Below are 24,953 nucleotides of genomic sequence, written 5' to 3'. Positions count from 1 at the left end.
CAGCAACAGCCCCCTGTGGGAGCGAGCTCGCTCGCGATGGCATTGCATCAGCAACATCACAGTTGCCTGATACACCGCTATCGCGAGCAAGCTCGTTCCCACAGGGTTTCTTGGGTGTCAGGCGGACGCCGCGCCAACCCCCACGGTCGTGCGCAACCGCCCCTCCAACCTGCGCTTGAGCCCACGGGATTCGATCAGCAGCTTCGAACCTTTGCTGGCATTCGCCCGGCCCCATTCTTCCAGCAACTCCAGGCACGAGTGGTCGATGTAGCTCAGGTTATTGAGCGGCACATGCACGGTCGCGCCGGTCGGTATGGTGCCCAGTACCTGGGTCAATGCCGGCACCTTGAGGAAGGTGGCGGCCCCGACCAGTCGCAGTTCCATCTCGCCTTCCTGGGGCAGGTCGATCAGGCTGATTTTCAGGCGCGAGGCTTTCCAGGCCAGTTTCGCCAGGGTCAGGCCGAAGCCGATCAGCACACCGGTCAGCAGGTCGGTGAAGATGATCGCCAACGCCGTCGCGGCGTAAACGAACATCGGCATCCGGCCATAACGGCCCAGGCTGCGAAACGCCTTGAGGTCCACCAGTTTGAAACCGGTGTACACCAGCACGCCTGCCAGGCTCGCCACCGGAATGCTTTGCAGCACGCTGGACAGGAACAATACGAACAGCAGCAACCACAGGCCGTGGAAAATCGTCGACATCCGTGTGGTGGCCCCGGCCTGGACGTTGGCCGAGCTGCGCACGATCACCCCGGTCATCGGCAAGGCGCCGAGCAGGCCGCAGAGCATGTTGCCGACACCTTGTGCCGACAGCTCCCGGTCGAAGTCCGCACGGTCACCGCTGTGCATGCGATCGACGGCAGCCGCTGACAGTAGGGTTTCGGCGCTGGCGATGAAAGCCACCGCGAACGCGGCGATCAGCAGCGTCGGGTCGGCCAGGTTCAGCAGGTCCGTCGGGCGCAGCCAATCAATGGCTTCGGCCATGTTCTCCGGCACTTCCACACGCTTGACCTGCAAGGCCAGCAGCAGGCTGGCGACGGTCGCCAGGCCGACGCCCAGCAAGGCGCCAGGAATGAAGCGCAGGCGGTGGGGACGAAACTTTTCCCACAGCCACATCACTGCAATCGTCGACAGACCGAGCAGGCCCGCCTGCCAGCCGAAGGACGGCAAGGCCTGGGCCACCGCCGCCGGGAATGCCGCCAGGTTATCCAGCCCGGAGGGCTTGGGCGCGGCGTCGAGCATCACATGGACCTGGGACAGTATGATCAGCACGCCGATACCCGCGAGCATGCCGTACACCACGGCAGGCGCGGTGACCCGGAACCAGCAGCCCAGGCGGAAACGCCCGGCCAACAATTGCAGCAGACCGGCCAGCAGCAGGATCGGCCCGAGCATCGCCACGCCATGCTGGCGCACCAATTCGAAGACCAACACCGCCAAGCCGGCGGCCGGGCCACTGACTTGCAGCTTCGAGCCGGCCAGGAAACCCACCACCAGACCACCGACGATCCCGGTAATCAAACCTTTGGCCGGCGGTAGGCCAGAGGCGATGGCGATGCCCATGCACAAAGGCAGGGCCACCAGAAACACAACCACCGAAGCCAGCAGCTCCCGTGGCAGTACAGCTTTTAATTGAGCAGCACGCATGGCAACTCTCCCGAAGTTTTCTTCAGGCATGGCGAAGCCCTACCGCGCAAATGGCGGCAAGGCTTGAACCACACAAGTTTAAGAGTGGTTAGAAGCGCGCTTTGGGCGTCGCCACCGGTATCGGATGGCTGCCATCGAGCGGCAGGAAACGTCCCTGGTCCGCATCAAAGGCTTTGATCTCGCTGGTCTCGATGTTGTACACCCAGCCATGGATGAACAACTGACCGCTGGCCATGCGCGACGCTACCGAGGGATGCGTTCGCAAATGCTGCAGCTGCGCGATCACGTTTTCTTCGGTGAGGACGGGCATGGTCTGTTTTTCGTCGCCGCACGGACAGTTGTCATGGACCATGGTCTTGGCCACTTCGGCGTGGCGCAGCCAGGCCTTGACCGTGGGCATTTTTTCCAGGGTGTCGGGGTTGAGCACGGCACGCATGGCGCCGCAGTCGGAATGGCCACAGACAATGATGTGTTGCACACCGAGGGCCAGCACGGCGTATTCGATGGCGGTGGAGACGCCGCCGTTCATCTGCCCGTAAGGCGGCACGACGTTGCCGACGTTACGGGTCACGAACAGGTCGCCGGGGGAACTATGGGTGATCAACTCGGGCACGATGCGCGAATCGGCGCAGGTGATGAACATCGCCCGGGGGGCTTGGGCGGTGGCGAGTTTCTTGAAGAGTTCTTCCTGTTGCGGAAAGATCTCGTGATGGAAATGCAAAAAGCCGTCAACAATATGCTGCAGCGCTGCATCGGCGGTTTCCGCCTCGGGTTGGGCTGAAGCCGACGCAGCCAACGGCTGTTTATCCTTGTCACTCATGATTCATCCTCTTTTGACGGTATGACGCCAGTGGCTGGTTAAAATACGTCCAGGTCGGGTGTTCGACCTGTCAGTCACTCGCTGAACAAGGTAGCGGCCGAAACTTAACTCAAACTGAAATCGAAGGCTCTAGGACAATGATTCCAGGGGTGGCGAAACGCTGGCGCAGATCATGTCCGGAGCCGTTCCAGGTTCAACTTTAATCAAATCAACGACATCTGTCGGCCCGGCGGACAGAAGGCATCGCAGTCAAGATTGTAGCCGTCGCGGCGGTCCAGTCCCAGGCGCTTGAGTGCCTTGGCGAATCGCTGGGCCAGCAGGTCGGCGAACGGGCCTTCGCCGCGCATCCGCGCACCGAAGCGGCTGTCATACAGTTCGCCACCGCGGCTCTGGCGCACCAGGCTCAGTACGTGGGCAGCGCGTTGCGGGTAATGCGCCTGCAACCACTGCTCGAACAGCGGCGCGACTTCCAGCGGCAGGCGCAGCATGACGTAGGCGGCATTCTGCGCGCCGGCGGCGTGGGCTTCGGCCAGCAGGCTCTCGATCTCGCTGTCGTTGATCATCGGGATCATCGGTGCGCACAGCACCCCCACGGCGATCCCCGCCTCGCGCATGACCTTGATCGCCCGCAGCCGCGCCTTGGGCGCCGCCGCGCGGGGTTCGAGAATGCGCTTGAGTTCATCGTCCAGGGTGGTGAGGCTGATCATCACGTGCACCAGGCGTTGTTGCGCCAGCTCGGTCAGCAGGTCCAGGTCGCGCAGGATCAGCGAACCCTTGGTGACGATGGTCACCGGATGCCGATAACGCAGCAGCACCTCGAGAATCCGGCGGGTTATCCGCTGTTCGCGTTCGATAGGCTGATAGGGATCGGTGTTGGACCCCAGCGCGATCGGTGCGCATTGATAGCCGCGCCGGGACAATTGCGCTTCCAGCACATCGGCGGCATTGGTCTTGGCGATCAGCTTCGTTTCGAAATCCAGCCCCGGCGACAGGTCCCAATAGGCATGGCTGGGGCGTGCATAGCAGTAGATGCAGCCGTGTTCGCAGCCTCGGTACGGGTTGATCGAGCGGTCGAACGGGATATCGGACGAGGTGTTGCGGGTAATGATGGTCTTCGCCGTTTCGATGCGCACTTCGGTGCCCTGGGTCTGCGGGACTTCCTGATACCAGCCGTCATCTTCGGCCACCGAGCGACGCGGGGCGAAACGGTTGTGCGGGTTGGTCGCGGTGCCGCGGCCGCGGGGTGGAAGGGGGGCTGGCATGGGAATACTCCGAAAGCTGTATGTGCATACAGTATTCGCTGTATTCGATTAAGGCCAGTGCCATTCAGCAGCCCAAATACCGGATCGGCGTTCACAACGCTTTGACGTTCTGCTCACAGGCTTTTAACCGCAGCGAGCCGAGACTGAGCCTCTCGCATTTCTTCATTTTCGGTCGTCCGTGCATGCTCAAGTTCTGCTCCCGTTCGTTGCTCTGCCTGGCCTTGCTCACCGGGCTGGCCGAAGCGCCTGCCCAAGCCGCCGATTCCCCTGGGACGAGGCCCGCTGAATGGGCTCAGCCGGTGGAAAAGGACTACAACCTCTACCAGATGTCCCCTACGCTCTACCGCAGCTCCCTGCCGGACGGCGGGGCGGTGCCCTTGCTGACGAAGCTCAGGATCGGCACGGTCATCACCTTCCTGCCGGAGTCGGACAAGCGCTGGCTGTCCACCCCCGGCATCGATCAGGTGCAGTTGCCCTATCGCACCAATCACGTCGATGACAGCGACATACTCAGGGCCTTGCGCGCCGTCCAGGCGGCCGAAGCCAAGGGGCCGGTGCTGATGCACTGCAAGCACGGCTCGGACCGCACCGGGCTGGTGGCCGCCATGTACCGGGTGGTGGTCCAGGGCTGGAGCAAAGAAGATGCCCTGAACGAAATGACCGAAGGTGGCTTCGGTGACAGTCATCACTTCAAGGACGGAGTGCGCTACATGATGCAGGCCGACATCGACAAACTCCGCACGGCGCTGGCGAACGGCGATTGCAGCACCAGCGTCTTTGCCCTTTGCTCCTTGGAAAGCTGGGTCAATTCAACGGCGCCGGCGCAGCACCTCGACCCCCAGGTGGCGCTACCGCAGCATTGATCGGCGGCGTGCCGGTAAAGGCGGCGATGGATTCGGACAACGGTCGCAAGTCGCCCGGGGCAAAAACGGTTTCGCGCAGTGCCCGGCCTGTTGCCGGGTTGAACAGCCCGTCACGCTGGAATCGCTGGAACACTTTGGCGGCCAGTATCTTCGACCAGGCATAGGCGTAGATCCGCGCGCCATAGCCGGTCACCAGGTAATCCAGGCCATTGGGCCAGCGCTCGTTCGCGGACACCGGCAAATGCCCCACCTGAGCACTGGCTTGATCGAACACCTGCTGGACGGTCCGCCCATCGCCGTGGGTGCGGTGCAGCTCCATATCGAATAACGCGTTGCGCAACAGGACGGCGGTTTCCCAACTGGCCTGGGTGCTGGCAAAGGCCAACACTTGGCCGGCGACCTTGTCAGGCATCGTCGCCCCGGTTTGATAGTGCCTGGAGACCCGCACCAGGCATTGCCTGGAAAAGCACCATTGCTCGAACAACACCCCGGCAAACTCGGCGGTGTCGCGGGACAGGCCAGAGATGCCCGACAGGTCACGGTATTCGGCACGGGTCAGGACATGCTGCAGGCAATGACCGAACTCGTGGAAAAGAATGCGCAGTTGCAGATGATCGAGCAGGACCGGGTCCGTCCCCACGCCGCGCGGTAGCCAGGCATGCAGCGTCGCAATGGGGTGTCGCGGGCGGCCCTCGGCGGTGATGCGGCGGCTGCGCAGGGTGGTGGTATTGGGGTAACCGTCTCGGCTTGCATCCGAAAACGGATCGAAATAGAGGTAGCCAATGACCGCTCCCCATTCGCTGACTTCGAAAAGGCGCACCTCCGGGTGCCAGGTCGCCACGTCGTGTCGCTCGGCGAAGCTCACCCCGAACAGCTCCGTCGCCATCTGCAATAGTTGTGCGAAGGTGGATTCCAAGGGGAACCAGACGCTCAGCGCTTCCTTGGAAAGGCCCGCTGCCTGCTGGCGAAGTTGATTCGCCAGGTAGGGGTAGTCCCACGGCTGGAGTTCGCTGAAACCCTGTTGCGTGGCAAAGGCCTTGAGCTGGCGCACGTCCCGTTCGAAAGCGCCGTGCTGTCGTTTGAGTTGGGCCCGCAGGAACGCCAGGACTTCTTCGGTGGACACGGCTTGCTCGGGCTCGATCGCCATTTGAGCGAAATCCGCATAGCCCAGGGCGGTGGCGTAGCGATGACGGTCTTCCAGCAACTGCCTGAGGATGTCGCTGTTGTCGAAATGGCCCGCCTGGGGGCCCTGATCCGAGGCACGGGTGCTGTAGGCCTCGTACATCTGCTGGCGTAGGGCGCGGTTGTCGGCGTATTGAGTGACGATGCCAAACGATTCCTCGCTGAGCGTCAACAACCATCCCAGGCGCCCGGCGCCGCGTGCCCGCTGGGCCATTTTCTGTTTGAAGCGCGATGGCAGGCCGCTCAGCGGGGCTTCATCGTCAAATGCTTTGCTCCAGGCCTGATTGGCCATGTGCAGGTTTTCCAGGAATAACCCCTGGAGCTCGTCGATGCGCAACTTCAACAGATTCAGGTCGGCCGACAGGTGCTCTGGCGACCTGTTCCGGTGGAACTGGCCGAGGATTTTCTTCAGGACCCGTTTGCGAGCCGGGGAGAAATGCTTGGCGATCTGGCTGTCTGCCAAGCGCTGGTAAAGCGTGAACAGTGTGGGGTGTTGTTTCAGTTCTACCTGAAAGTCATGCAGCCGTTCAGTGCATTCCAGGGACGCCTGCGCCCAGGCCGCCCCTGGCCTGGTCGTGGTCAGGAGATGCAGCAGGTAGCCGAAACTCTCCAGGCGCCCATGGATTTCGTCCATGGCCAGCACCAGGTCATCCCAGGTGGGAAAGGGTGTCTGAGTCTTGATGATGTCGGCCACTTGAGCGCGACTTTCCACCAGGATCCGGTCCAGGGCCGGGGAGAAATGCCGGGCCTGGATGTGGGCAAACGGGGGCAGGTCATAGGCCTGCAACAGCGGATTGTCAGCGTCGAGCATGGGAACCTTCCTGTCAGTCTGTACTGGCTGGACAGTCTGTAAAGGAAGGGCCCGGGGGCGGCGGTAAATATGTATCGCTTCCGGGCCGGGCGGCCCGGAAGGTGATGCCGCAGATGTCAGTCGGTCTTTTTCTTCAACTTGGGGTTGGGGAAAAACTGCACCGCCTGGACCTTGGCATCCGGCACCTTGGGCGCCGGGGTGTTCACACGGGTGCCCAATTCCTTGGGCACCGACAGGCCTTGCTCGTTGAGGGTGTCGGAATAGCCGCAGGCCACGCATTCGCGGTGCGGCACGCCGTCTTCGTTCCACATCATCAACTTGTCCGGCTCACTGCACGCCGGGCAGACCGCCCCGGCGATGAAGCGTCGTTTGGTAATCACAGGCCCCTCGCTCATGCTGCCGCGTCCTCGGTCAGGCCGCTATGGCGCAAGAGTGCGTCAATCGATGGCTCACGGCCACGGAAGTCGACGAACAGCACCATCGGTTCCTGGGAGCCACCACGGGCCAGGATCGCCTCGCGAAAGGCTCGTCCGGTGTCGGCGTTGAGCACGCCGTCCTCTTCGAACTTGGAGAACGCATCGGCCGACAGCACTTCCGCCCACTTGTAGCTGTAGTAGCCCGCCGCATAACCGCCGGCGAAGATGTGGGCGAAGCTGTTGGGGAAGCGGTTGTAGGCCGGCGGACGCATGACCGACACCTCGTCGCGTACGCCTTCGAGCACTTGCAGCACGCTGCGGCCATCGCCATGGGTGGCATGCAGCTCGAAGTCGAACAGCGAGAACTCCAACTGACGGACCATCATCAGGCCGGACTGGAAGTTTTTCGCCGCGAGCATTTTTTCCAGCAGGTCCTGGGGCAGCGGTTCGCCGGTTTCGTAATGGCCGGAAATCAGCGCCAGGCCTTCGGGTTCCCAGCACCAGTTCTCCATGAACTGGCTCGGCAGCTCCACCGCATCCCAGGCCACGCCGTTGATGCCGGACACGCCAGCGTGTTCGACGCGGGTCAGCAGGTGATGCAGGCCATGGCCGAACTCGTGGAACAGGGTGGTGACTTCATCGTGGGTCAGCAGCGCCGGCTTGCCGCTATCGGCCGGGGTGAAGTTGCACACCAGGTTGGCCACCGGGCTTTGCAGGACGCCTTCGAAGGTGCGACGACGGTCGCGGGCGCCGTCCATCCAGGCGCCGCCACGCTTGTTGGCGCGGGCATAGAGGTCGAAGAAGAAGCGGCCGACATGCTGGCCGTTTTCCTTGATTTCGAACAGGCGCACGTCCGGGTGCCAGCTGTCGAAGCCTTTCAGTTCGGCGATCTCGATGCCGTAGAGACGCTGGACGATGGCGAACAGGCCGCTCAGGACCTTGTCGATCGGGAAGTAGGCGCGCAGGGCTTCCTGGGCCACGCTGTACCGCTGCTGGCGCAGTTTTTCACCGTAGAAACCGCTGTCCCAGCTTTGCAGGTCGGGGCAGCCCTGTTCGGCGGCATAGGCCTTGAGCTGTTCCAGGTCCTGGGCCGCGAACGGCTTGCTGCGCTTGGCCAGGTCACGCAGGAAACTGAGGACCTGGTCGCTGGATTCGGCCATCTTGGTCGCCAGGCTCAACTCGGCGAAGTTGGCGAAACCGAGCAATTGGGCCAGTTCCTGGCGCAGGTCGAGGATCTGTTCCATCACCGGGCCGTTGTCGTTCTGGCCGGCATTCGGGCCTTGGTCCGAGGCGCGGGTGCAGTAGGCGGCGTAGACCTCTTCGCGCAGGGCGCGGTCTTCGGCGTAGGTCATCACCGCGTAATAGCTGGGGAATTCCAGGTTGATCAGCCAGCCGTCCAGCTCCTTGGCCTGGGCAGCGGCGGCCATTTGCGCCTTGGCCGAGTCGGTCAGGCCGGCGAGGGCGGCTTCGTCGGTGACGTGCTTGGTCCAGGCCTGGGTCGCGTCCAGCAGTTGATTGGAGAAGCGGCTGCCCAGCTCGGACAGTTTGCTCTGCACCTCGGCGTAGCGCTTCTGCTGCTCGGGCGGCAGGTCGATGCCCGACAGGCGGAAATCACGCAGGGAATGTTCCAGAATGGTTTTCTGCGCCACGTCGAAACCGGCGGCTTCCGGGCTGTTCGCCAGGGCTTCGAAGGCCTGGAACAGTTCGCGGTTCTGGCCCAGTTCGGTGGAGTAGGCACTCAGCGCCGGCAGGCAGGCCTCGTAGGCTTCGCGCAGTTCCGGGCTGTTGCGCACGGCGTTCAAATGACTGACGGGGCTCCAGGCGGCGCCCAGGCGATCATTGAGCTCGTCCATCGCCAAAACCAGGCCGGCCCAGGTAGGCTGCTGGACTTGGGTCTTGAGGATTTCGGCAATGGCCGCACGGTTATCAGCCAGGATCTGCTCGATGGCCGGTTGCACGTGTTCGGCACGGATCGCCGAGAATGGCGGCAGGTCATAGGGCTGCAAAAGAGGGTTGTTCACGCTCACGGTCGACACCTTGGCTGGAAGAAACATCGGCCCATCTTAATTACAATCGGCGCTCACCGCAGCTAGCAGCGCCTATCACCGGACAAGAGAGAGCCTATCGTGACCCTTCGCACGTACCAGAACCACAGCCCGCGGCTAGCCCGTGGCGCTTTTGTCGACAGCACCGCGGTGGTGATCGGCGACGTCGAAATCGGCGAAGACAGCTCCGTCTGGCCGCTGACGGTCATTCGCGGCGACATGCACCGCATCCGTATCGGTGCGCGTACCAGTGTCCAGGATGGTTGTGTGTTGCACATCACCCACGCCGGGCCCTTCAACCCGGATGGCTTCCCGTTGCTGGTCGGCGACGACGTGACCATCGCCCACAAGGTCATGCTCCATGGTTGCTCGGTGGGCAGCCGTGTGCTGATCGGCATGGGCAGCATCGTGATGGATGGCGCGGTGGTCGAAGACGACGTGATCATCGGTGCCGGCAGCCTGGTACCGCCGGGCAAGCGCCTGGAAAGCGGCTTTTTGTACGTGGGCAGCCCGGTGAAACAGGTCCGGCCGCTGACAGACAAGGAGCGCGCGTTTTTCACCTACAGCGCGGCGAACTACGTGAAGCTCAAGGACCTGCATCTGGCCGAAGGCTACGACCAGGCCTGAATCGTCCCGCCATTGCCCAGGAAATTTCATGCATTACCAAACCGTACTCTTCGACCTCGACGGCACCCTCACCGACCCGCGCGAGGGCATCACCCGTTCGATCCAGTTCGCCCTGAGCAAATTGGGCATCGACGAGCCCGACCTCACCCGCCTCGAGCACTTCATCGGCCCGCCGCTGTTGCAGGCCTTCATGCAGTTCTATGACTTCGACGAAGCGAAGGCCTGGGAGGCGGTGAATTTCTATCGTGAGCGCTTCAAGGTCACCGGCCTTTATGAGAACCGTGTCTTCGACGGTGTGATGCCGCTGCTGGAAACCTTGGGCGGCCAAGGGCGCCAGTTGTACATCGCCACGTCCAAACCCTGGCTCTTCGCCCGGGAAATCGCCCGCCACTTCGACTTCGCCCGGCATTTCAAGGTGATCTACGGCAGCGAACTGGACGGCACCCGTACCAACAAGGTCGAGCTGATCGCCCACCTGCTGGCCGAAGAAGGCCTCGATCCGGCCAGCACCCTGATGATCGGCGACCGCAAACACGACCTGATCGGCGCCCACAGCAATGGCCTGGATGCGGCAGCGGTCGGGTATGGGTTTGGCAGCCACGCAGAACTGAGCACCGAGCGCCCGGCGTATCACTTCCAGACGGTGGAGGCGTTGCATCAGGCGTTTTTGCGGCGCTGACTGGGTCGTCATCGCGAGCAAGCTCGCTCCCACAGGGGGTGGGGCTGCTCGCAACATTTGTGGACAGTGGCAATCCTCAGTGGGAGCGAGCTTGCTCGCGATGGCGGCAGCCCACACACCCCCCGGCCTCAAGGTGTAGCGGTGATTCAGGCCCTGAACTGGCTGGGCGCCACGCCGCTCCAGCGCACGAAGGCATGGCGGAAGCTGGCGGTTTCGCTGAAGCCCAGTCGTTCGGCGATTCGATAGATCGGCAATTGGTCCTCGCAGAGCATCTGCTTGGCCCGCTCGAAGCGCAGTTCGTCCAGCAGCTCCTGGTAGCTGCAGCCCAGGTCCTTGAGGTGGCGGCGCAAGGTGCGCGCCGAGCAGTTCATCTGTTCGGCCAGGCCCTCCAGGCCGGGGGCGGCGTCCAGTTGGGTGTCGAGCAACTGGCGGATCCGTCCCAGCCAGGCTTGGCGTCCGGTGAATTCGGTGTTCTGCCGGCGACAGCGTTCGGCCATGGCGTGATGGGTGATGGGGTCGGCCAGGGGCAAGGGTTGGTCGAGCCAGTGACGGTCGAAGGCGAAAGCGTTATCGGTGCTGTCGAAGCGCACCGGGCAGTCGAAGAGTGCGGTGTAGCGCGCCTGGTAGTCGGGCGCCGGGTGTTCGAAGCGCGCGGCGTGCAACGGCAATGCATGGCCGAGGAGGTCGTTGCAGATCACCTTTAGCGAAACCATGCAGAACTCGGCGTTGAACACCGCCAGGGCCGGGCTCTCCCGATAATCGTTGGCGCTGAACCAGATGTGCTCGCCATCGTCGTCCAGATTCAGCTCGAAGAGTGTTCCCAACAGCGCCGGATAGCGCAGTGCCAGGCGCAAAGCGTCACCTAAGGTGGCACTGGTGAGCAGGGCATAGCCGAGCATGCCGTAGGATGAAACATGCATGCGCAGGCCCAATTCCAGGCCGATGTCGCGCTTGAGGGCCACGGCGTTGGCGCAGACCTGCATTTCCTGGTTGGTGGTGATGCGCGTATCGGCCCGGCTCAGGTCCGCCGCGCTGATGCCGCTGCCGGCCAACAAGGCATCGCTGGGCAAGCCTTCGCTTTTGAAGGTGCTCAGTACCAGCGAGACGGCGTTGAGGGTGGTGAGGTGGGAATGAAGCATGTCCGTTTCCAGCCTGGGGAAGCTGGAAACGGAGCAAGTTATATGCCGGATGAAAATCGGAAGCTCGACACAACACCCAATGTGGGAGCGAGCTTGCTCGCGATGGCGGTGTGTCAGTCGCCGCTGAAGTTGACTGTCAGCCCGCTATCGCGAGCAAGCTCGCTCCCACATGGTTTGCCAGGTGTCAGATAAGCTCGCCGCATAGGTCCAGCTCTATCAGCCGCCGAACTTCTTCCACCGGCAGGCCGGCGCCAATCAACGCCTGTAACTTGCCGAGCGCGGCCTCGCGGGTCATGCCGCCGCCGGACAGCACGCCGACACCGCGCAAGCGGCTACCGGCTTCATACACGTCCAGCTCGACGCCACCTTCGTGGCATTGGGTCACCGCCACGACCACCACGCCGCTGTCCCGCGCCCGCTCGAGGCTGGCGAGGAAGGCCGGGTTGTCGCTCGGCCCGGTGCCGCTGCCGTAGCATTCCAGCACCAGGCCCTGGATACCGCTGCCCAGCAGGCCATCGAGGATCTGCGCACTGATGCCGGGAAACAGCGGCAGCGCCGCGATGTTCGCCAGTCGCTTGGGCTGGTTGTAGTTCAACTGCGCTGGCAGGGTCGGCGCCGGGGTGCCGCCGCCCTGGCGTTCCAGGCGCTTGAACGGGTGGCGACCGAAGCTGCGCACCTTCGCGCAACGGGTCGGTGCCAGCAGCTCACCGTGGAAGTACAAGTGCACGCCCGGCGCCAGGCCCTGGCCGAGGGCGACCAGGGCGCCGCTGAGGTTTTCCCAGGCGTCGCTGTCGGTCACGCCGGCGGGCAGCATCGAGCCGGTGAAGCAGACCCGCGCATGCAGGCCCAGCAGTTGGAAGCTCATCGCCGCCGCGCTGTAGGCCAGGGTGTCGGTGCCGTGCAAAATCAGTACGCTGTCGCAGCCCTGCACGTCCACGGCATCGACCACCGCTTCGCGCAGTTGCTGCCAATAGGCCGGGGTCATGTTGGCGCTGTCGATCAATGGCGACATCTCCCGGAAGCGCCATTGCGGCACGACGAGTTCGGGTTGGCTGTGCAGGTAATCGCGCATCCGCGCTTCGAAACCGGATGCCGGGGCCAGGCCGTGGGCGCTGGCCTGCATGCCGATGGTGCCGCCGGTGTAGAGCACCATGACGTGCTGGGCGGCAGGGTAGGTCGAGGAATTCATGGTTGTTCTCCGAGGACGAAAACGGCAGCTTTACTTCGCTGCCGCAACATAGGGCCGAGCATGACGCCGACCCTACGCTGTGTCACGCCGGGCGCAGGGGATGCGCCCGGTTTTTTACAATCGGCCTGCCGATCAGCGTTGCGCTGCGGCCACGCCAGCAGTCGCGGCGTCAGGCTTGGCAACCGGTGCCGACGGGGTGGCTGGCCACGCCTTGCGGTCCAGGTCCAGGTCCGGGAACTTGCTGGAGTCGAACACCGGAACCTTGATGCCGGCCGAACGCTGGTCATCGTAGTCACGCAGGATGCGCATGCCGACCTTGAACAGCAGGAACAGCGCGATCAGGTTCACGAACGCCAGCAGGGTCATGGTGATGTCGGCGAACGCGAACACGGTGCCGAGGTTTTCGATGGCGCCCCAGAAAATCAGGACCAGGACCAGCGCGCGGTAGCCCATCAGGACCTTGCGATTGTCACCGATCATGAAGCGCAGGTTGTTCTCGCCCAGGTAGTAGTTGTAGAGGATCGAGGTGAACACGAACAACGACAGGGCCACGGAGATGAATATCCGGCCCCAGTCACCCACGACGGCTGCCAGGGAGTTCTGGGTCAAGGCAATGCCGTCGCCTTCGAAACCCGGGGTGTAGAAGCCCGACAGCAGGATCAGCAGCGCGGTGCAGGTGCAGATCACGAAGGTGTCCAGGAATACGCTGAATGCCTGGACCACGCCCTGGGCGACCGGGTGCTCGACCGACGCGACGGCGGCGACGTTAGGCGCACTGCCCAGGCCGGCTTCGTTGGCGAACACGCCACGCTTGACGCCCATGACGATGGCGCTGCCGATCAGGCCGCCGAACGCCTGGTCCAGACCGAAGGCGCTCTTGACGATGGTCGCCAGCATGCCCGGTACATGTTCGAACTGCAGCACGATCACGTAGAGGGTCACGGCGATATACGCCAAGGTCTTGACCGGTACCAGCAGGTCGGCAACCTTGGCGATGCGCTTGATGCCGCCGATGAATACCAGGCCCAGCAGCACCGCCAGGCCGAGGCCGGTGTAGGTGGTGTCAAAGCCGAAAGCGTTGTTCAGGGAGTGGGTCACGGCGTGGGCTTGCAGGCCGTTGAAGGCGAAGCCGAAGGTGACCAGCAGCAGGAATGCCATGATCATGCCCAACCAGCGTTTCTGCAGGCCGTGCTGGATGTAATAGGACGGGCCGCCACGGTACTGGCCTTCGGAGTCGCAGCGCTTGTAGAGCTGGCCGAGTGAGCACTCGAAGAAGCTGCTGGACATACCGACCAGGGCGGTTACCCACATCCAGAACACCGCACCAGGGCCGCCGAGGGTCACGGCGATGCCGACACCGGCGATGTTGCCCGCGCCGACACGGCCGGCCAGGCTGAGCATCAGGGCCTGGAAGGAACTGAGCTGGTCAGTGCTGCTTTTCAGGCTTTCACGGAACACCGTGAACATGTGGAAGAAGTGACGGAACTGGACGAAACGCGAGCGGATCGTGAAGTAGCCACCGAGCCCGACAATGAGCACGATCAGCACTTTCCCTGATAGGAAGTCGTTGATGACTTCGAGCATGAGTATTCCTCGCTGTTTTTTGTTTAAGCAAATGCTGGCCCTTTGGAAATATCGCGTTACACCGGTCGGCGCGCGGCCCGACAGATGAGGCGAAGTTTCGTCCCGGTCCATTTTCGCGGGTTTGTTATTAGTTCGGTTTTCGCATGTTTAAGGGTCTCGTTGCGGACGACCGCTCATGCGAAGAGGGGCGGCACTATACCTATCAGTGCGGTGCCCGTCTGCACAGTTGTGGTGCGTCCGACGAAACGGACCCTTTGGAACACCTGGCCTTACGGTCAGGTTCTTGTGGGGGCGAGCCTGCTCGCGTTGGCTGGCGACACGGTTTACAACGGGCAGCGTGTCGTCGTTTATCGCGAGCAGGTTCCTTCCCACAGGTTCGGTCATCCCTGGCTGCTATCAATTAAAAAAAGGGCTTGGGGAAGATCCCCAAGCCCTCAAAAGGTGAGAGGTGTCTAGTCCCTCGACCTGGTGAGCGGTGGCCGTGTCGATCACGCTTTGAGCGGGACCAGGCGCGGAGCAATCATGTTTTCCGGGCGCAGGATGTCGTCGAGCATGGCGTCGTCGAGCAAGCCTTCTTCGCGCACCAGTTCCAGCACGCCGCGGCCACTTTCCAGGGCAACACGGGCGATGCGGGTGGCGTTTTCATAGCCGATGTACGGGTTCAGGGCGGTGACCAGGCCGATCGAGTGCTCGACCAGTTCGCGGCAGCGCGCTTCGTTGGCGGTGATGCCGACGATGCAGTGCTCGCGCAGCATGTCCATGGCCCGTTGCAGCAGGCGGATCGAGTCGAAGATCTTGAAGGCGATCAGCGGCTCCATCACGTTCAGTTGCAGTTGGCCGCCTTCGGCCGCGATGGTCAGGGCCAGGTCGTTGCCGATGATTTGGAATGCCACCTGGTTGACCGCTTCCGGGATCACCGGGTTGACCTTGCCGGGCATGATCGAGCTGCCTGGCTGGCGGGCCGGCAGGTTGATTTCGTTGATGCCGGTGCGTGGGCCGCTGGACAGCAGGCGCAGGTCGTTGCAGATCTTCGACAGCTTGACCGCGGTGCGCTTGAGCATGCCGGAGAACAGCACGAAGGCGCCCATGTCGGAGGTGGCTTCGATCAGGTCGGCGGCCGGCACCAGCGGCTGGCCGCTGATGGTCGCCAGGCGCTGCACGGCCAGGGCCTGGTAGCGCGGGTCGGCGTTGATGCCGGTGCCGATGGCGGTGCCGCCCAGGTTCACTTCGGTGAGCAGTTCAGGCGCCAGGGTTTTCAAGCGTGCCAGGTCTTCGCTCAGGGTGGTGGCGAAGGCGCGGAATTCCTGGCCGAGGGTCATCGGCACGGCATCCTGCAGCTGGGTGCGGCCCATTTTCAGGACGTGGCTGAATTCTTCGCCCTTGGCCGCGAACGCCTGGATCAGGCTGTCGAGGCTGGCCAGCAACGCGTCGTGACCCAGCAGCAGACCCAGGCGGATCGCGGTCGGGTAGGCGTCGTTGGTGGACTGCGCCATGTTCACGTCGTTGTTGGGGTGCAGGTACTGGTACTCGCCTTTCTGGTGGCCCATGGCCTCCAGCGCGATGTTGGCGATGACTTCGTTGGCATTCATGTTGGTCGACGTGCCGGCGCCGCCCTGGATCATGTCCACCACGAATTCTTCGTGGAAGTCGCCGCGGATCAATCGTGCACAGGCTTCGCTGATGGCGGCGTGCTTGGCTTCGCTGAGCTGCCCCAGTTCGCGGTTGGCGTCAGCGGCGGCCTGTTTGACCATTGCCAGACCGACCACCAGCTTGGGGTAATGCGAGATCGGGACGCCGGAGAGACGGAAGTTGTTTACCGCTCGTAGGGTCTGGATGCCGTAATACGCTTGCGCTGGTACTTCGAGTACGCCAAGCAGGTCTTTTTCTGTGCGGAATGATGCAGCGGAGGACATGACGGAAATCATCTCGATAAGGACCCGGTCTGAGCCGGAACGCTGTGGATCCTAGGCTCTGGGAAAAAATACGGCCAATGCTGTTAAACACTGGCCTATGCATATTCGGCATAATGTCGGTGTGACGCCGACGGTGCGGCGAACGTGTGACCTGTTTTGGTGCGTGTAGGGGAGGACGTGATGAATCTTGAAAGCAAGTGGCTCGAGGACTTCAGTGCCCTGGCCGCGACCCGCAGTTTCTCCCAGGCGGCCGAGCGGCGTTTCGTGACGCAACCGGCATTCAGCCGGCGAATTCGCAGCCTTGAGGCTGCGCTGGGGCTGACCCTGGTCAACCGTTCCCGTACGCCCGTCGAGCTGACGGCGGCGGGGCAGTTGTTCTTGGTGACGGCGCGCACGGTGGTGGAGCAATTGGGCGAAGTGCTGCGCCATTTGCATCACCTGGAAGGCGGGCAGGGCGAAGTCATCCAGGTGGCCGCCGCCCACTCCCTGGCGCTGGGCTTCTTCCCACGCTGGATCGCGCAACTGCGCAACGAAGGGATGAACATCGCCACTCGGCTGGTGGCGACCAATGTCGGCGACGCCGTCCACGCCCTGCGTGAAGGTGGCTGCGATTTGATGCTGGCCTTCTACGATCCGGATTCGGCCATGCAGATGGACCCGGAGATCTTCCCGTCGCTGCACCTGGGCCAGACCGAAATGCTCCCGGTATGCGCCGCCGATGCCAATGGCAACCCGCTGTTCGATCTTGAGGGCGAGTCCAGCGTGCCGCTGCTGGCCTACAGCGCCGGGGCGTTCCTGGGGCGTTCGGTCAACCAGTTGTTGCGCCAGCGGGCGCTGCGGTTCACCACGATCTACGAGACGGCCATGGCCGACAGCCTGAAAAGCATGGCCCTGGAAGGCCTGGGCATCGCCTGGGTGCCGCACCTGAGCGTACGCGCCGAACTGGCCCGGGGCGAACTGGTGATCTGCGGTGGCACACAATGGCACGTGCCCCTGGAGATCCGCCTGTACCGCTGCGCCCTGGTGCGCAAGGCCAATGTGCGGTTGCTGTGGCGCAAGCTCGAGGGCGGTGCGGCGCAGAGCGCCATCGGCTCCTGAAAACAACGCGGCCCCCCTTGTGGGAGCGAGCTCGCTCGCGATGACGACCTGACATTCACCGTGCATAGACTGACCTGCCGCTATCGCGAGCAAGCCCGCTCCCACAGGGGATTTATGCTGTCCCCTCGCTGACCTTCGAGTCAATAAAACCGCCACTTCACCCCAAATGACAGATGGTCGGCGAAAGTGCGTTTAACGCACCATTTTCGGTATACTGCCCGGCCTTCGGTCGGTTCGCCCGGCCATAATTCGTACAACAAGCCACGCCGGTTTCCTGCGTGGCTTGTTGTTTTTTGACGCGCCTGCGGGCGCCCAGAGAGAAGAGGCACGACGATGAGTGCACTGGTTGGCGTGATCATGGGCTCCAAGTCCGATTGGTCCACCCTTAGCCACACCGCCGATATGCTGGAAAAGCTCGGCATCCCTTACGAGGTAAAAGTGGTCTCCGCCCACCGTACCCCGGACCTGCTGTTCCAGTACGCCGAAGAGGCCGAGGCACGTGGCATCGAGGTGATCATCGCCGGTGCCGGTGGCGCGGCTCACTTGCCGGGCATGTGCGCGGCCAAGACCCACCTGCCGGTGCTGGGCGTGCCGGTCCAGTCGTCGATGCTCTCGGGCGTCGACTCGTTGCTGTCGATCGTGCAGATGCCGGCCGGTATCCCGGTCGCGACCCTGGCCATCGGCAAGGCCGGCGCGATCAACGCGGCCCTGCTGTCGGCGAGCATCCTGGGCGCCAAGCATCCACAGTTTCATACCGTGCTGAAAAAATTCCGCGCTGAGCAGACAGACAGCGTCCTGGACAATCCAGACCCACGCATTGCCTGAGGTTGTTGACGAATGAAGATCGGTGTAATCGGTGGCGGCCAGTTGGGCCGCATGTTGGCCCTGGCAGGTACGCCGCTGGGGATGAACTTCGCTTTCCTGGACCCGGCGCCGGACGCCTGTGCCGCGGCGCTGGGTGAACACCTGCGGGCCGACTACGGCGACCAGGATCACCTGCGCCAATTGGCCGATGAAGTCGATCTGGTGACCTTCGAATTCGAAAGCGTCCCGGCCGAAACCGTGGCCTTCCTGTCCCAGTTCGTTCCGGTCTACCCGAGCGCCGAAGCCCTGCGGATCGCCCGTGACCGCTGGTTCGAAAAGAACATGTTCAAGGACCTGGGCATCCCCACGCCGGCCTTCGCCGACATTCAGTCCCAGGCCGACCTGGACGCCGCTGTCGCCGCCATCGGCCTGCCCGCCGTGCTCAAGACCCGTACCCTGGGTTACGACGGCAAGGGCCAGAAAGTCCTGCGCAAGCCTGAAGACGTGGTCGGTACGTTTGCCGAGCTTGGCAGCGTGGCCTGCCTGCTGGAAGGTTTCGTGCCGTTCACCGGGGAAGTCTCGCTGATCGCCGTGCGCGCCCGCGATGGTGAAATCCGCTTCTATCCGCTGGTGCACAACACCCACAAGGACGGCATCCTCAAGCTGTCCGTCGCCAGCACCGATCATCCGTTGCAGGCCCTGGCCGAGGACTACTCCAGCCGGGTGCTCAAGCAACTGGACTATGTCGGCGTGATGGCGTTCGAGTTCTTCGAAGTGGACGGCGGCCTCAAGGCCAACGAAATCGCACCACGGGTACACAACTCCGGGCACTGGACCACCGAAGGCGCCGAGTGCAGCCAGTTCGAAAACCACCTGCGGGCGGTGGCCGGGCTGCCACTGGGGTCGACCGCCAAGGTCGGTGAAAGCGCGATGCTCAATTTCATCGGCAAGGTTCCGGACAGCGACAAGGTCCTGGCGATTGCCGACTGCCATTTGCACCACTATGGCAAGGCGTTCAAGGTCGGGCGCAAGGTCGGTCACGCCAACCTGCGCTGCGCTGACCGGGCCACACTGGCCCAGCAGATCATCAAGGTCGAGGCGCTGATCGCCGAACAATAATCTGGAACGGCGGTGGAACCATTCGTCGGCTAATCTTTCTCATGGCTAAGTGCCAAGGCCTGACCGGGCTTTGGCTTAGCGACTCAATGAGAGGGGAAATGCCATGGGAATCATCGGAACCATCTTTATCGGCTTGATCGTTGGCCTGCTGGCGCGCTTCCTGAAACCGGGCGATGACAGCATGGGCTGGATCATGACCATCCTGCTCGGTATCGGCGGTTCGTTGGCGGCCACTTACGGCGGCCAGGCCCTGGGCATCTACCAGGCCGGCCAAGGCGCAGGTTTCATCGGTGCCCTGGTGGGCGCGATCGTGTTGCTGGTGATCTACGGCCTGATCAAAAGAAACTGATCCAAATGCAGCAAGGCCCTCTCCGCGTGGCGAGCAGAGGGGGCTAGAATGCTCGGCGTTTCACTTTCCATTCATTGCCGAGCCCTTTCATGCGCCGTCTAGTATTGACCCTTCTTCTGCTGGGCAGTGGCCTGGCCCATGCTGCCGAGCTGCCGGAAACCGACTGGCTCGAACTGATGCCCAAGTCGGACCAGAAAGCCCTCGAGGCCATGCCCGAGATCGACCACAACTCCCCGGAAGCCAACGGCACCTTCACTGAAAAAGGCGGCCTGAAGCAAAGCAAGGGCTTGCCGGCGGTGATGTATTCGACCAAGACCGTCGCGGCGATGAACGACAAGCACATCCGCATCGGCGGGTACCCGGTGCCGCTGGAAACCGACGCCAAAGGCCGCAGCACGCTGTTTTTCCTGGTGCCCTACCCAGGCGCCTGCATCCACGTCCCGCCACCGCCGCCTAACCAACTGGTGCTGGTGCGCTATCCCAAGGGCCTGAAGCTGGACGACATCTACACGCCGCTCTGGGTGACGGGCACGCTGAAGATCGAAAAGGTCGACAACGACCTGGCGAGCGCGGCGTATGCGCTGGACGCGGACAAGGTGAGGGTGGTGCAGGAGGCGGATTTGTAGGTGCCAGTAAATTTGGCGTAGATCCACTGTGGGAGCGAGCCTGCTCGCGATAGCGGACTGACAGTCAACATCTGCATTGACTGATAGACCGCTATCGCGAGCAGGCTCGCTCCCACAAGGGGATTTTTGGTGGGGTTTAGAGCGGCTTGCTGCAGATGCTCACGCCAAGGGTATGGCTGGCCTTGGGCAACAACGTCACCACGTCGTCCATCACATTCGCCGTCTCGATGCACAACATGCGCTGCCAGCCATCGTCGGCCATGTCGCTGAAGGCCTTGGCGCGTTCGGTCCAGGGGTTCCAGATCACCGCCGAGCGCGAACCGCTGCTGGTCAGTTCGATCCGTCGTTCCCAGTGCGGGTCAATGATGCTCAGCGTCGGCGGGGTATCGAGGTAGATGCGGTCGGTCTCGCTGGCAAATGTCAGGTCGCCGGCCTGGGTGTGGGTATTCCAGTCGTCCAGGGTCTCGATGTAGCTCAAGCCATCCACCCCTTCGACCCGCACGTTGCGCACGTCGCTCACGGCGAAGTAGCTGTGCAGCGCCTGGCTGAGGCTGACGGTTTTGCTGCCACGGTTATGGCTGGTGAGGCGGATGTGCAGTTGCTCGTCCATCACGATGGTCAGCGTCAGGTCTACCTGATGAGGCCAGCCCGAGAGGCCGTTTTCAGGGTAGGGCAGCACGAATTCCACCTTGAGGCTCTCGCGTTCGGTTTCGATGCCCTTCAATTCCCAATCCATCGCCCGCACCAGACCGTGGGCCGTGGCCGGGTCGTTGCTCACGCGCATGGCCTGTACGCTGTCGGGGTTGCGCGTCAGGTTGCCGAACCACGGCCAGCACACCGGCACGCCCGCGCGGATGCTCTTGCCGGCCTTGAACGTGGCCTGGTCGTTGAGCCAGATCAGTGGCGGCTGGCCGTCCACTTGATAACTGAGGATGTGCGCGCCTTGCTGGGCCACCAGCAGCTCGGCCTGACCGTGACGGATGCGCCAGGCGTTCAGTTCATCCAGTTTGACCGCTTCGACGTTGGGCGTAGGCATGTTGCAAATCTCGCTCGGGAACAGGGACTGCAATGGACCGCAAAACGGCCGCCGTGTTTAACGGGCGCGCGGCGGAACCGAGCGGGTACGACCGCTGCCGTCGATGGCGACAAAGACAAAGACCGCCTCGGTCACCTTGCGCCATTCACTGGACAGCGGGTCGTCGCTCCAGACTTCGACCATCATCTGGATCGAGCTGCGGCCGATTTCCAGCGCCTGGGTATAAAAGGAAAGCTGCGCACCCACCGCCACCGGCACCAGGAACGCCATGCGATCGATCGCCACGGTGGCCACGCGTCCGCCGGCCACCTTGCTGGCCATGGCGGTGCCGGCCAGGTCCATCTGGGACACCAGCCAGCCACCGAAAATATCGCCGAAGCCGTTGGTCTCGCGAGGGAGTGCGGTGATTTGCAGGGCCAGGTCGCCTTGCGGGATTGGATCTTCTTGTTCGAGCTCTATCATGCCGGGGGGCCTCTGACCCGTAACGCTGTCTGGTACTTCAGGTGAATAGCCGTCTTTGAAAAAAACGATTCAGCCCGAACATACTGCGTTCGTCACGTTTTTCGTAAAGGCGTGCCAAAGGGAAACTCTGCGAAACCGGCTGGTTCTGGTACTACGCCACCAACGACGTTTTCGCACAGCAACCCCTTACAGAGTACTGCAAGGTTGCGAGTATATCGGGCGATAGACGTCGAGACGACCACTCGGTTCTGATTTCGACTATCAAATACGCGCCTCTATGTGCTTTTTCGAACAATTTGCTATCGTGCCGGACCTGCCCAGGCCCCAACCCGTATTGCCAGGGTTGCAGAATCGACTATAAGAGAAGCCCTTGCCATGACCACTGCGCCTTCGAGCACGGCGACGCCCGCACAACCAGCACGTCCACTGACCCGCAACGATTACAAGACCCTGTCGCTCTCAGCTTTGGGCGGTGCGCTGGAGTTCTACGATTTCATCATCTTCGTGTTCTTTGCCACCGTGGTCGGCAAATTGTTCTTCCCTGCCGAAATGCCTGAGTGGCTGCGCCTGATGCAGACCTTCGGCATTTTTGCCGCCGGTTACCTGGCCCGGCCGCTGGGCGGGATCATCATGGCCCACTTCGGCGACCTGCTGGGGCGCAAGAAAATGTTCACCCTGAGCATTTTCATGATGGCTGTGCCGACCCTGATCATGGGCCTGTTGCCCACCTATGCGCAGATCGGCATGTGGGCGCCCATCCTGCTGTTGCTGATGCGAGTGATCCAGGGCGCGGCCATCGGCGGGGAAGTGCCGGGGGCCTGGGTATTCGTTTCCGAACACGTTCCGGCGCGCCACATCGGCTATGCCTGCGGCACCCTGACCTGCGGCCTGACGGCGGGGATTCTGTTGGGTTCGCTGGTCGCCACGGCCATCAACAGCCTTTATACGCCGGTGGAAGTGGCGGATTACGCCTGGCGGATCCCGTTCCTGCTGGGCGGTGTGTTCGGTCTGTTTTCGGTGTACCTGCGCCGCTGGCTCCACGAAACCCCGGTGTTCGCCGAGCTGCAACTGCGCAAGGCCCTGGCCGAGGAAATACCGCTGCGGGCCGTGCTGCGCGATCATCGCGGCGCCATCGCGATTTCGATGCTGCTGACCTGGCTGCTGTCGGCCGGCATCATTGTGATCATCCTGATGACCCCGACGGTGTTGCAGACCGTTTACCACTTCAGCCCGACCACCGCGTTGCAGGCCAACAGCCTGGCGATCGTGTTCCTGAGCTTTGGTTGCATCGGCTCCGGCGTGCTGGCCGACCGCTTCGGCGCCGGGCGGGTATTTGTCTTTGGTAGCGGGTTGCTGCTGATCACCTCTTGGACCTTTTATCACAGCCTGTTCGACCATCCCGACTGGCTATTCCCGCTCTATGCGCTGAGCGGCCTGCTGGTGGGCACCATCGGCGCGGTGCCTTACGTCATGGTCAAGGCGTTCCCGGCCGTGGTGCGCTTCAGCGGCCTGTCGTTCTCCTACAACCTGGCCTACGCGATCTTCGGCGGGTTGACGCCGATGATCGTGACCTTGCTGTTGAAAGAGAGCCCGATGGGACCGGCGTATTACGTGGCGATCATTTGCGGGATAGGGATTGTGGTGGGCGGTTATCTCTGGAAGAAGGGGCGCTAGGTCCGAATCTTTCGCTGACTGCACGGGCTTCATCGCGAGCAAGCTCGCTCCCACAGAGTGCTGCGTTCAGCGCAAATCCCCTGTGGGAGCGAGCTTGCTCGCGATTGGGGCGGCATGAATCATCCTGTAAAACTCAATGCTGGCCTTTCATCCAATTGTCATATTTCAGCCATAGAGTGTTCACACGGCTTACCAATACTTGGCCGACTTAACACACCTATCTGCTAGGAGTAAGGCATGAAACTGAAGCGTTTGATGGCGGCAATGACTTTTGTCGCTGCTGGCGTCGCGACTGCCAATGCGGTTGCCGCTGTTGACCCTGCGATCCCGAGCTACACCAAGACCACTGGTGTGTCGGGTAACCTCTCCAGCGTCGGCTCCGATACCCTGGCCAACCTGATGACCTTGTGGGCCGAGAACTACAAGAAAGAATACCCGAACGTAAACATCCAGATTCAGGCCGCCGGTTCCTCCACCGCGCCGCCCGCGCTCACCGAAGGCACCGCCAACCTGGGCCCGATGAGCCGCAAGATGAAGGACAACGAACTGCAGGCCTTCGAACAGAAGTACGGCTACAAGCCAACCGCTATTCCGGTTGCCGTGGACGCCCTGGCCGTATTCGTGCACAAGGACAACCCGATCCAGCACCTGACCATGGAACAGGTCGACGCGATCTTCTCGTCCACTCGTCTGTGCGGCGCCAAAGCCGATGTGAAAACCTGGGGTGACTTGGGTGTGACCGGTGACCTGGCCAACAAACCAGTGCAGTTGTTCGGTCGTAACTCGGTATCCGGCACCTACGGCTACTTCAAGGAAGAAGCCCTGTGCAAAGGCGACTACAAGCCAAACGTCAACGAACAACCAGGCTCGGCTTCGGTCGTGCAGTCGATCAGCTCTTCGCTGAACGGCATCGGTTACTCGGGCATCGGCTACAAGACCGCCAGCGTGAAGACCGTGGCCCTGGCCAAGAAAGGCAGCACTGACTTCATCGAAGACACCGAAGAAAACGCCCTGAACGGCAAGTACCCGCTGTCGCGTTTCCTCTACGTCTACGTCAACAAGGCGCCGAACAAGCCTCTGGCCCCGCTGGAAGCCGAGTTCGTGAAGCTGGTCCTGTCCAAGCAAGGCCAGGAAGTCGTGGTCAAGGACGGTTACATCCCGGTACCTGCCAAAGTCGCCGCCAAGGCACTGGCTGACCTGGGTCTGCAGGAAGGCGGCAACGTCGCCAAGCAGTAATACCTGAGCCCGGGCCAACGCCCGGGCTCTCTGTGGGGGCGGGCTTGCTCGCGAATGCGGTGGATCAGTCGGCATCCATGTCGAATGGGTTGGCCCCTTCGCGAGCAAGCCCGCTCCCACAGACACGAATTTTCCGTCCGCTGCCGCTTCTAGCTGGCGGCGGATTTGTTGCGTCACTTCACTGTCATCTTTCTGTCATACAGGATCGCTAGGGTGTGCGCATGAATGATCTGGCCAACTCCACAATGACTACGACTTCCCCTCCCAAGCGCATTGATTTCAATACGCCTGAGTTGCAACGCAAGCGTCGCATCCGCGCGCTCAAGGATCGCCTGACCCGCTGGTACGTGCTGGTCGGCGGCCTCGCCGTCC

Annotated in this window: 22 protein-coding genes; 10 read left to right on the top strand and 12 right to left on the bottom strand. The window is 62.5% G+C overall.

The window, feature by feature from the left end; all coding sequences use genetic code 11:
* Window positions 1-117: 117 nt before the first annotated feature.
* The 3 genes from BLU85_RS27865 to BLU85_RS27855 form a co-directional block, all read right to left on the bottom strand.
* Entirely contained in the window at window positions 118-1,647 is a 1,530-nt protein-coding gene (locus BLU85_RS27865) for a SulP family inorganic anion transporter (RefSeq protein ID WP_092204873.1), read from the bottom strand.
* An 88-nt stretch (window positions 1,648-1,735) separates the two neighbouring features.
* Complete coding sequence (locus tag BLU85_RS27860; RefSeq protein ID WP_092204874.1) at window positions 1,736-2,467, bottom strand: carbonic anhydrase; 732 nt, start codon at window positions 2,465-2,467, stop codon at window positions 1,736-1,738.
* Between the two features lie 203 nt (window positions 2,468-2,670).
* Entirely contained in the window at window positions 2,671-3,729 is a 1,059-nt protein-coding gene (locus BLU85_RS27855; RefSeq protein WP_092204875.1) for a PA0069 family radical SAM protein, read from the bottom strand.
* A gap of 182 nt (window positions 3,730-3,911) precedes the next feature.
* On the opposite strand from BLU85_RS27855, the gene BLU85_RS27850 reads away from it, so the two are divergent.
* Window positions 3,912-4,592: a phosphatase domain-containing protein gene (locus BLU85_RS27850; RefSeq protein ID WP_092204908.1), complete on the top strand. Its 681-nt coding sequence runs from the start codon at window positions 3,912-3,914 to the stop codon at window positions 4,590-4,592.
* Here BLU85_RS27850 and BLU85_RS27845 read toward each other — a convergent pair.
* From BLU85_RS27845 to prlC, 3 genes are all read right to left on the bottom strand, one after another.
* The gene (locus BLU85_RS27845; protein ID WP_092204876.1) at window positions 4,534-6,585 is read right to left on the bottom strand and encodes a M3 family metallopeptidase; all 2,052 of its coding nucleotides are present in this window, start codon (window positions 6,583-6,585) and stop codon (window positions 4,534-4,536) included. The genes BLU85_RS27850 and BLU85_RS27845 overlap by 59 nt on opposite strands.
* A 116-nt stretch (window positions 6,586-6,701) precedes the next feature.
* Complete coding sequence (locus tag BLU85_RS27840) at window positions 6,702-6,980, bottom strand: YheV family putative zinc ribbon protein (protein WP_092204877.1); 279 nt, start codon at window positions 6,978-6,980, stop codon at window positions 6,702-6,704.
* On the bottom strand, window positions 6,977-9,055 hold the full coding sequence (prlC, locus tag BLU85_RS27835) for an oligopeptidase A (protein WP_170847659.1): 2,079 nt from the start codon (window positions 9,053-9,055) through the stop codon (window positions 6,977-6,979). Before prlC ends, BLU85_RS27840 begins: the two co-directional genes overlap by 4 nt.
* A 72-nt stretch (window positions 9,056-9,127) precedes the next feature.
* On the opposite strand from prlC, the gene BLU85_RS27830 reads away from it, so the two are divergent.
* Window positions 9,128-9,673, top strand: coding sequence for a gamma carbonic anhydrase family protein (locus BLU85_RS27830; protein WP_092204878.1), 546 nt, complete (start codon window positions 9,128-9,130; stop codon window positions 9,671-9,673).
* A 28-nt stretch (window positions 9,674-9,701) separates the two neighbouring features.
* A complete protein-coding gene (locus BLU85_RS27825) occupies window positions 9,702-10,352 on the top strand; it encodes an HAD family hydrolase (protein WP_092204879.1) in 651 nt (216 codons plus the stop codon).
* A gap of 146 nt (window positions 10,353-10,498) precedes the next feature.
* Here the strand turns inward: BLU85_RS27825 and BLU85_RS27820 are convergent, their stop codons facing one another.
* The 4 genes from BLU85_RS27820 to aspA all read right to left on the bottom strand — a co-directional run bounded on the left by BLU85_RS27820 (window position 10,499) and on the right by aspA (window position 16,177).
* On the bottom strand, window positions 10,499-11,491 hold the full coding sequence (locus tag BLU85_RS27820) for an AraC family transcriptional regulator (RefSeq protein ID WP_092204880.1): 993 nt from the start codon (window positions 11,489-11,491) through the stop codon (window positions 10,499-10,501).
* 184 nt (window positions 11,492-11,675) lie between these two features.
* A complete protein-coding gene (locus BLU85_RS27815; protein ID WP_092204881.1) occupies window positions 11,676-12,680 on the bottom strand; it encodes an asparaginase in 1,005 nt (334 codons plus the stop codon).
* A 132-nt stretch (window positions 12,681-12,812) separates the two neighbouring features.
* On the bottom strand, window positions 12,813-14,264 hold the full coding sequence (locus tag BLU85_RS27810; RefSeq protein ID WP_092204882.1) for an alanine/glycine:cation symporter family protein: 1,452 nt from the start codon (window positions 14,262-14,264) through the stop codon (window positions 12,813-12,815).
* A gap of 488 nt (window positions 14,265-14,752) precedes the next feature.
* Window positions 14,753-16,177, bottom strand: coding sequence for an aspartate ammonia-lyase (gene aspA, locus BLU85_RS27805; RefSeq protein WP_003196363.1), 1,425 nt, complete (start codon window positions 16,175-16,177; stop codon window positions 14,753-14,755).
* A gap of 180 nt (window positions 16,178-16,357) precedes the next feature.
* Between aspA and BLU85_RS27800 the strand changes: the two genes are divergently transcribed.
* The 5 genes from BLU85_RS27800 (at window position 16,358) to BLU85_RS27780 (ending at window position 20,173) form a co-directional block, all read left to right on the top strand.
* Window positions 16,358-17,275 carry a LysR substrate-binding domain-containing protein gene (locus BLU85_RS27800; protein ID WP_092204883.1) on the top strand — a complete coding sequence of 306 codons (918 nt, stop codon included), beginning with the start codon at window positions 16,358-16,360 and terminating at the stop codon, window positions 17,273-17,275.
* 333 nt (window positions 17,276-17,608) lie between these two features.
* Window positions 17,609-18,100, top strand: a complete 492-nt coding sequence (gene purE / locus BLU85_RS27795; protein WP_003196369.1) for a 5-(carboxyamino)imidazole ribonucleotide mutase — start codon at window positions 17,609-17,611, stop codon at window positions 18,098-18,100.
* Window positions 18,101-18,112: 12 nt separating this feature from the next.
* Window positions 18,113-19,198, top strand: a complete 1,086-nt coding sequence (locus BLU85_RS27790; protein ID WP_092167679.1) for a 5-(carboxyamino)imidazole ribonucleotide synthase — start codon at window positions 18,113-18,115, stop codon at window positions 19,196-19,198.
* Between the two features lie 103 nt (window positions 19,199-19,301).
* Window positions 19,302-19,547: a GlsB/YeaQ/YmgE family stress response membrane protein gene (locus BLU85_RS27785; protein WP_003187057.1), complete on the top strand. Its 246-nt coding sequence runs from the start codon at window positions 19,302-19,304 to the stop codon at window positions 19,545-19,547.
* A gap of 89 nt (window positions 19,548-19,636) precedes the next feature.
* The gene (locus BLU85_RS27780; RefSeq protein ID WP_092204884.1) at window positions 19,637-20,173 is read left to right on the top strand and encodes a DUF3299 domain-containing protein; all 537 of its coding nucleotides are present in this window, start codon (window positions 19,637-19,639) and stop codon (window positions 20,171-20,173) included.
* 136 nt (window positions 20,174-20,309) lie between these two features.
* Here the strand turns inward: BLU85_RS27780 and BLU85_RS27775 are convergent, their stop codons facing one another.
* Entirely contained in the window at window positions 20,310-21,209 is a 900-nt protein-coding gene (locus BLU85_RS27775) for a D-hexose-6-phosphate mutarotase (RefSeq protein WP_092204885.1), read from the bottom strand.
* A gap of 57 nt (window positions 21,210-21,266) precedes the next feature.
* Complete coding sequence (locus BLU85_RS27770) at window positions 21,267-21,671, bottom strand: acyl-CoA thioesterase (protein ID WP_003177184.1); 405 nt, start codon at window positions 21,669-21,671, stop codon at window positions 21,267-21,269.
* Window positions 21,672-22,046: 375 nt separating this feature from the next.
* Between BLU85_RS27770 and BLU85_RS27765 the strand changes: the two genes are divergently transcribed.
* Window positions 22,047-23,345 carry an MFS transporter gene (locus tag BLU85_RS27765; protein WP_092204886.1) on the top strand — a complete coding sequence of 433 codons (1,299 nt, stop codon included), beginning with the start codon at window positions 22,047-22,049 and terminating at the stop codon, window positions 23,343-23,345.
* A gap of 237 nt (window positions 23,346-23,582) precedes the next feature.
* Window positions 23,583-24,581 carry a phosphate ABC transporter substrate-binding protein PstS gene (locus BLU85_RS27760; protein ID WP_092204887.1) on the top strand — a complete coding sequence of 333 codons (999 nt, stop codon included), beginning with the start codon at window positions 23,583-23,585 and terminating at the stop codon, window positions 24,579-24,581.
* Window positions 24,582-24,953 lie beyond the last annotated feature (372 nt).

The organism is Pseudomonas sp. NFACC14 (assembly GCF_900106885.1).
Lineage (GTDB): Bacteria > Pseudomonadota > Gammaproteobacteria > Pseudomonadales > Pseudomonadaceae > Aquipseudomonas > Aquipseudomonas fluorescens_AA.
This window is presented reverse-complemented; position numbering and strand designations above follow the sequence as displayed.

Bases quoted from the DNA above. Each gene is read 5' to 3' on its own strand.
- BLU85_RS27825 (WP_092204879.1), top strand. From the start codon at position 9,702: ATGCATTACCAAACCGTACTCTTCGACCTCGACGGCACCCTCACCGAC.
- purE (WP_003196369.1), top strand. From the start codon at position 17,609: ATGAGTGCACTGGTTGGCGTGATCATGGGCTCCAAGTCCGATTGGTCC.
- BLU85_RS27780 (WP_092204884.1), top strand. From the start codon at position 19,637: ATGCGCCGTCTAGTATTGACCCTTCTTCTGCTGGGCAGTGGCCTGGCC.
- BLU85_RS27865 (WP_092204873.1), bottom strand. From the start codon at position 1,647: ATGCGTGCTGCTCAATTAAAAGCTGTACTGCCACGGGAGCTGCTGGCT.
- BLU85_RS27810 (WP_092204882.1), bottom strand. From the start codon at position 14,264: ATGCTCGAAGTCATCAACGACTTCCTATCAGGGAAAGTGCTGATCGTG.
- BLU85_RS27765 (WP_092204886.1), top strand. From the start codon at position 22,047: ATGACCACTGCGCCTTCGAGCACGGCGACGCCCGCACAACCAGCACGT.
- BLU85_RS27785 (WP_003187057.1), top strand. From the start codon at position 19,302: ATGGGAATCATCGGAACCATCTTTATCGGCTTGATCGTTGGCCTGCTG.
- BLU85_RS27775 (WP_092204885.1), bottom strand. From the start codon at position 21,209: ATGCCTACGCCCAACGTCGAAGCGGTCAAACTGGATGAACTGAACGCC.
- prlC (WP_170847659.1), bottom strand. From the start codon at position 9,055: ATGTTTCTTCCAGCCAAGGTGTCGACCGTGAGCGTGAACAACCCTCTT.
- BLU85_RS27760 (WP_092204887.1), top strand. From the start codon at position 23,583: ATGAAACTGAAGCGTTTGATGGCGGCAATGACTTTTGTCGCTGCTGGC.
- BLU85_RS27770 (WP_003177184.1), bottom strand. From the start codon at position 21,671: ATGATAGAGCTCGAACAAGAAGATCCAATCCCGCAAGGCGACCTGGCC.
- BLU85_RS27845 (WP_092204876.1), bottom strand. From the start codon at position 6,585: ATGCTCGACGCTGACAATCCGCTGTTGCAGGCCTATGACCTGCCCCCG.
- aspA (WP_003196363.1), bottom strand. From the start codon at position 16,177: ATGTCCTCCGCTGCATCATTCCGCACAGAAAAAGACCTGCTTGGCGTA.
- BLU85_RS27860 (WP_092204874.1), bottom strand. From the start codon at position 2,467: ATGAGTGACAAGGATAAACAGCCGTTGGCTGCGTCGGCTTCAGCCCAA.
- BLU85_RS27820 (WP_092204880.1), bottom strand. From the start codon at position 11,491: ATGCTTCATTCCCACCTCACCACCCTCAACGCCGTCTCGCTGGTACTG.
- BLU85_RS27815 (WP_092204881.1), bottom strand. From the start codon at position 12,680: ATGAATTCCTCGACCTACCCTGCCGCCCAGCACGTCATGGTGCTCTAC.
- BLU85_RS27840 (WP_092204877.1), bottom strand. From the start codon at position 6,980: ATGAGCGAGGGGCCTGTGATTACCAAACGACGCTTCATCGCCGGGGCG.
- BLU85_RS27800 (WP_092204883.1), top strand. From the start codon at position 16,358: ATGAATCTTGAAAGCAAGTGGCTCGAGGACTTCAGTGCCCTGGCCGCG.
- BLU85_RS27855 (WP_092204875.1), bottom strand. From the start codon at position 3,729: ATGCCAGCCCCCCTTCCACCCCGCGGCCGCGGCACCGCGACCAACCCG.
- BLU85_RS27790 (WP_092167679.1), top strand. From the start codon at position 18,113: ATGAAGATCGGTGTAATCGGTGGCGGCCAGTTGGGCCGCATGTTGGCC.
- BLU85_RS27850 (WP_092204908.1), top strand. From the start codon at position 3,912: ATGCTCAAGTTCTGCTCCCGTTCGTTGCTCTGCCTGGCCTTGCTCACC.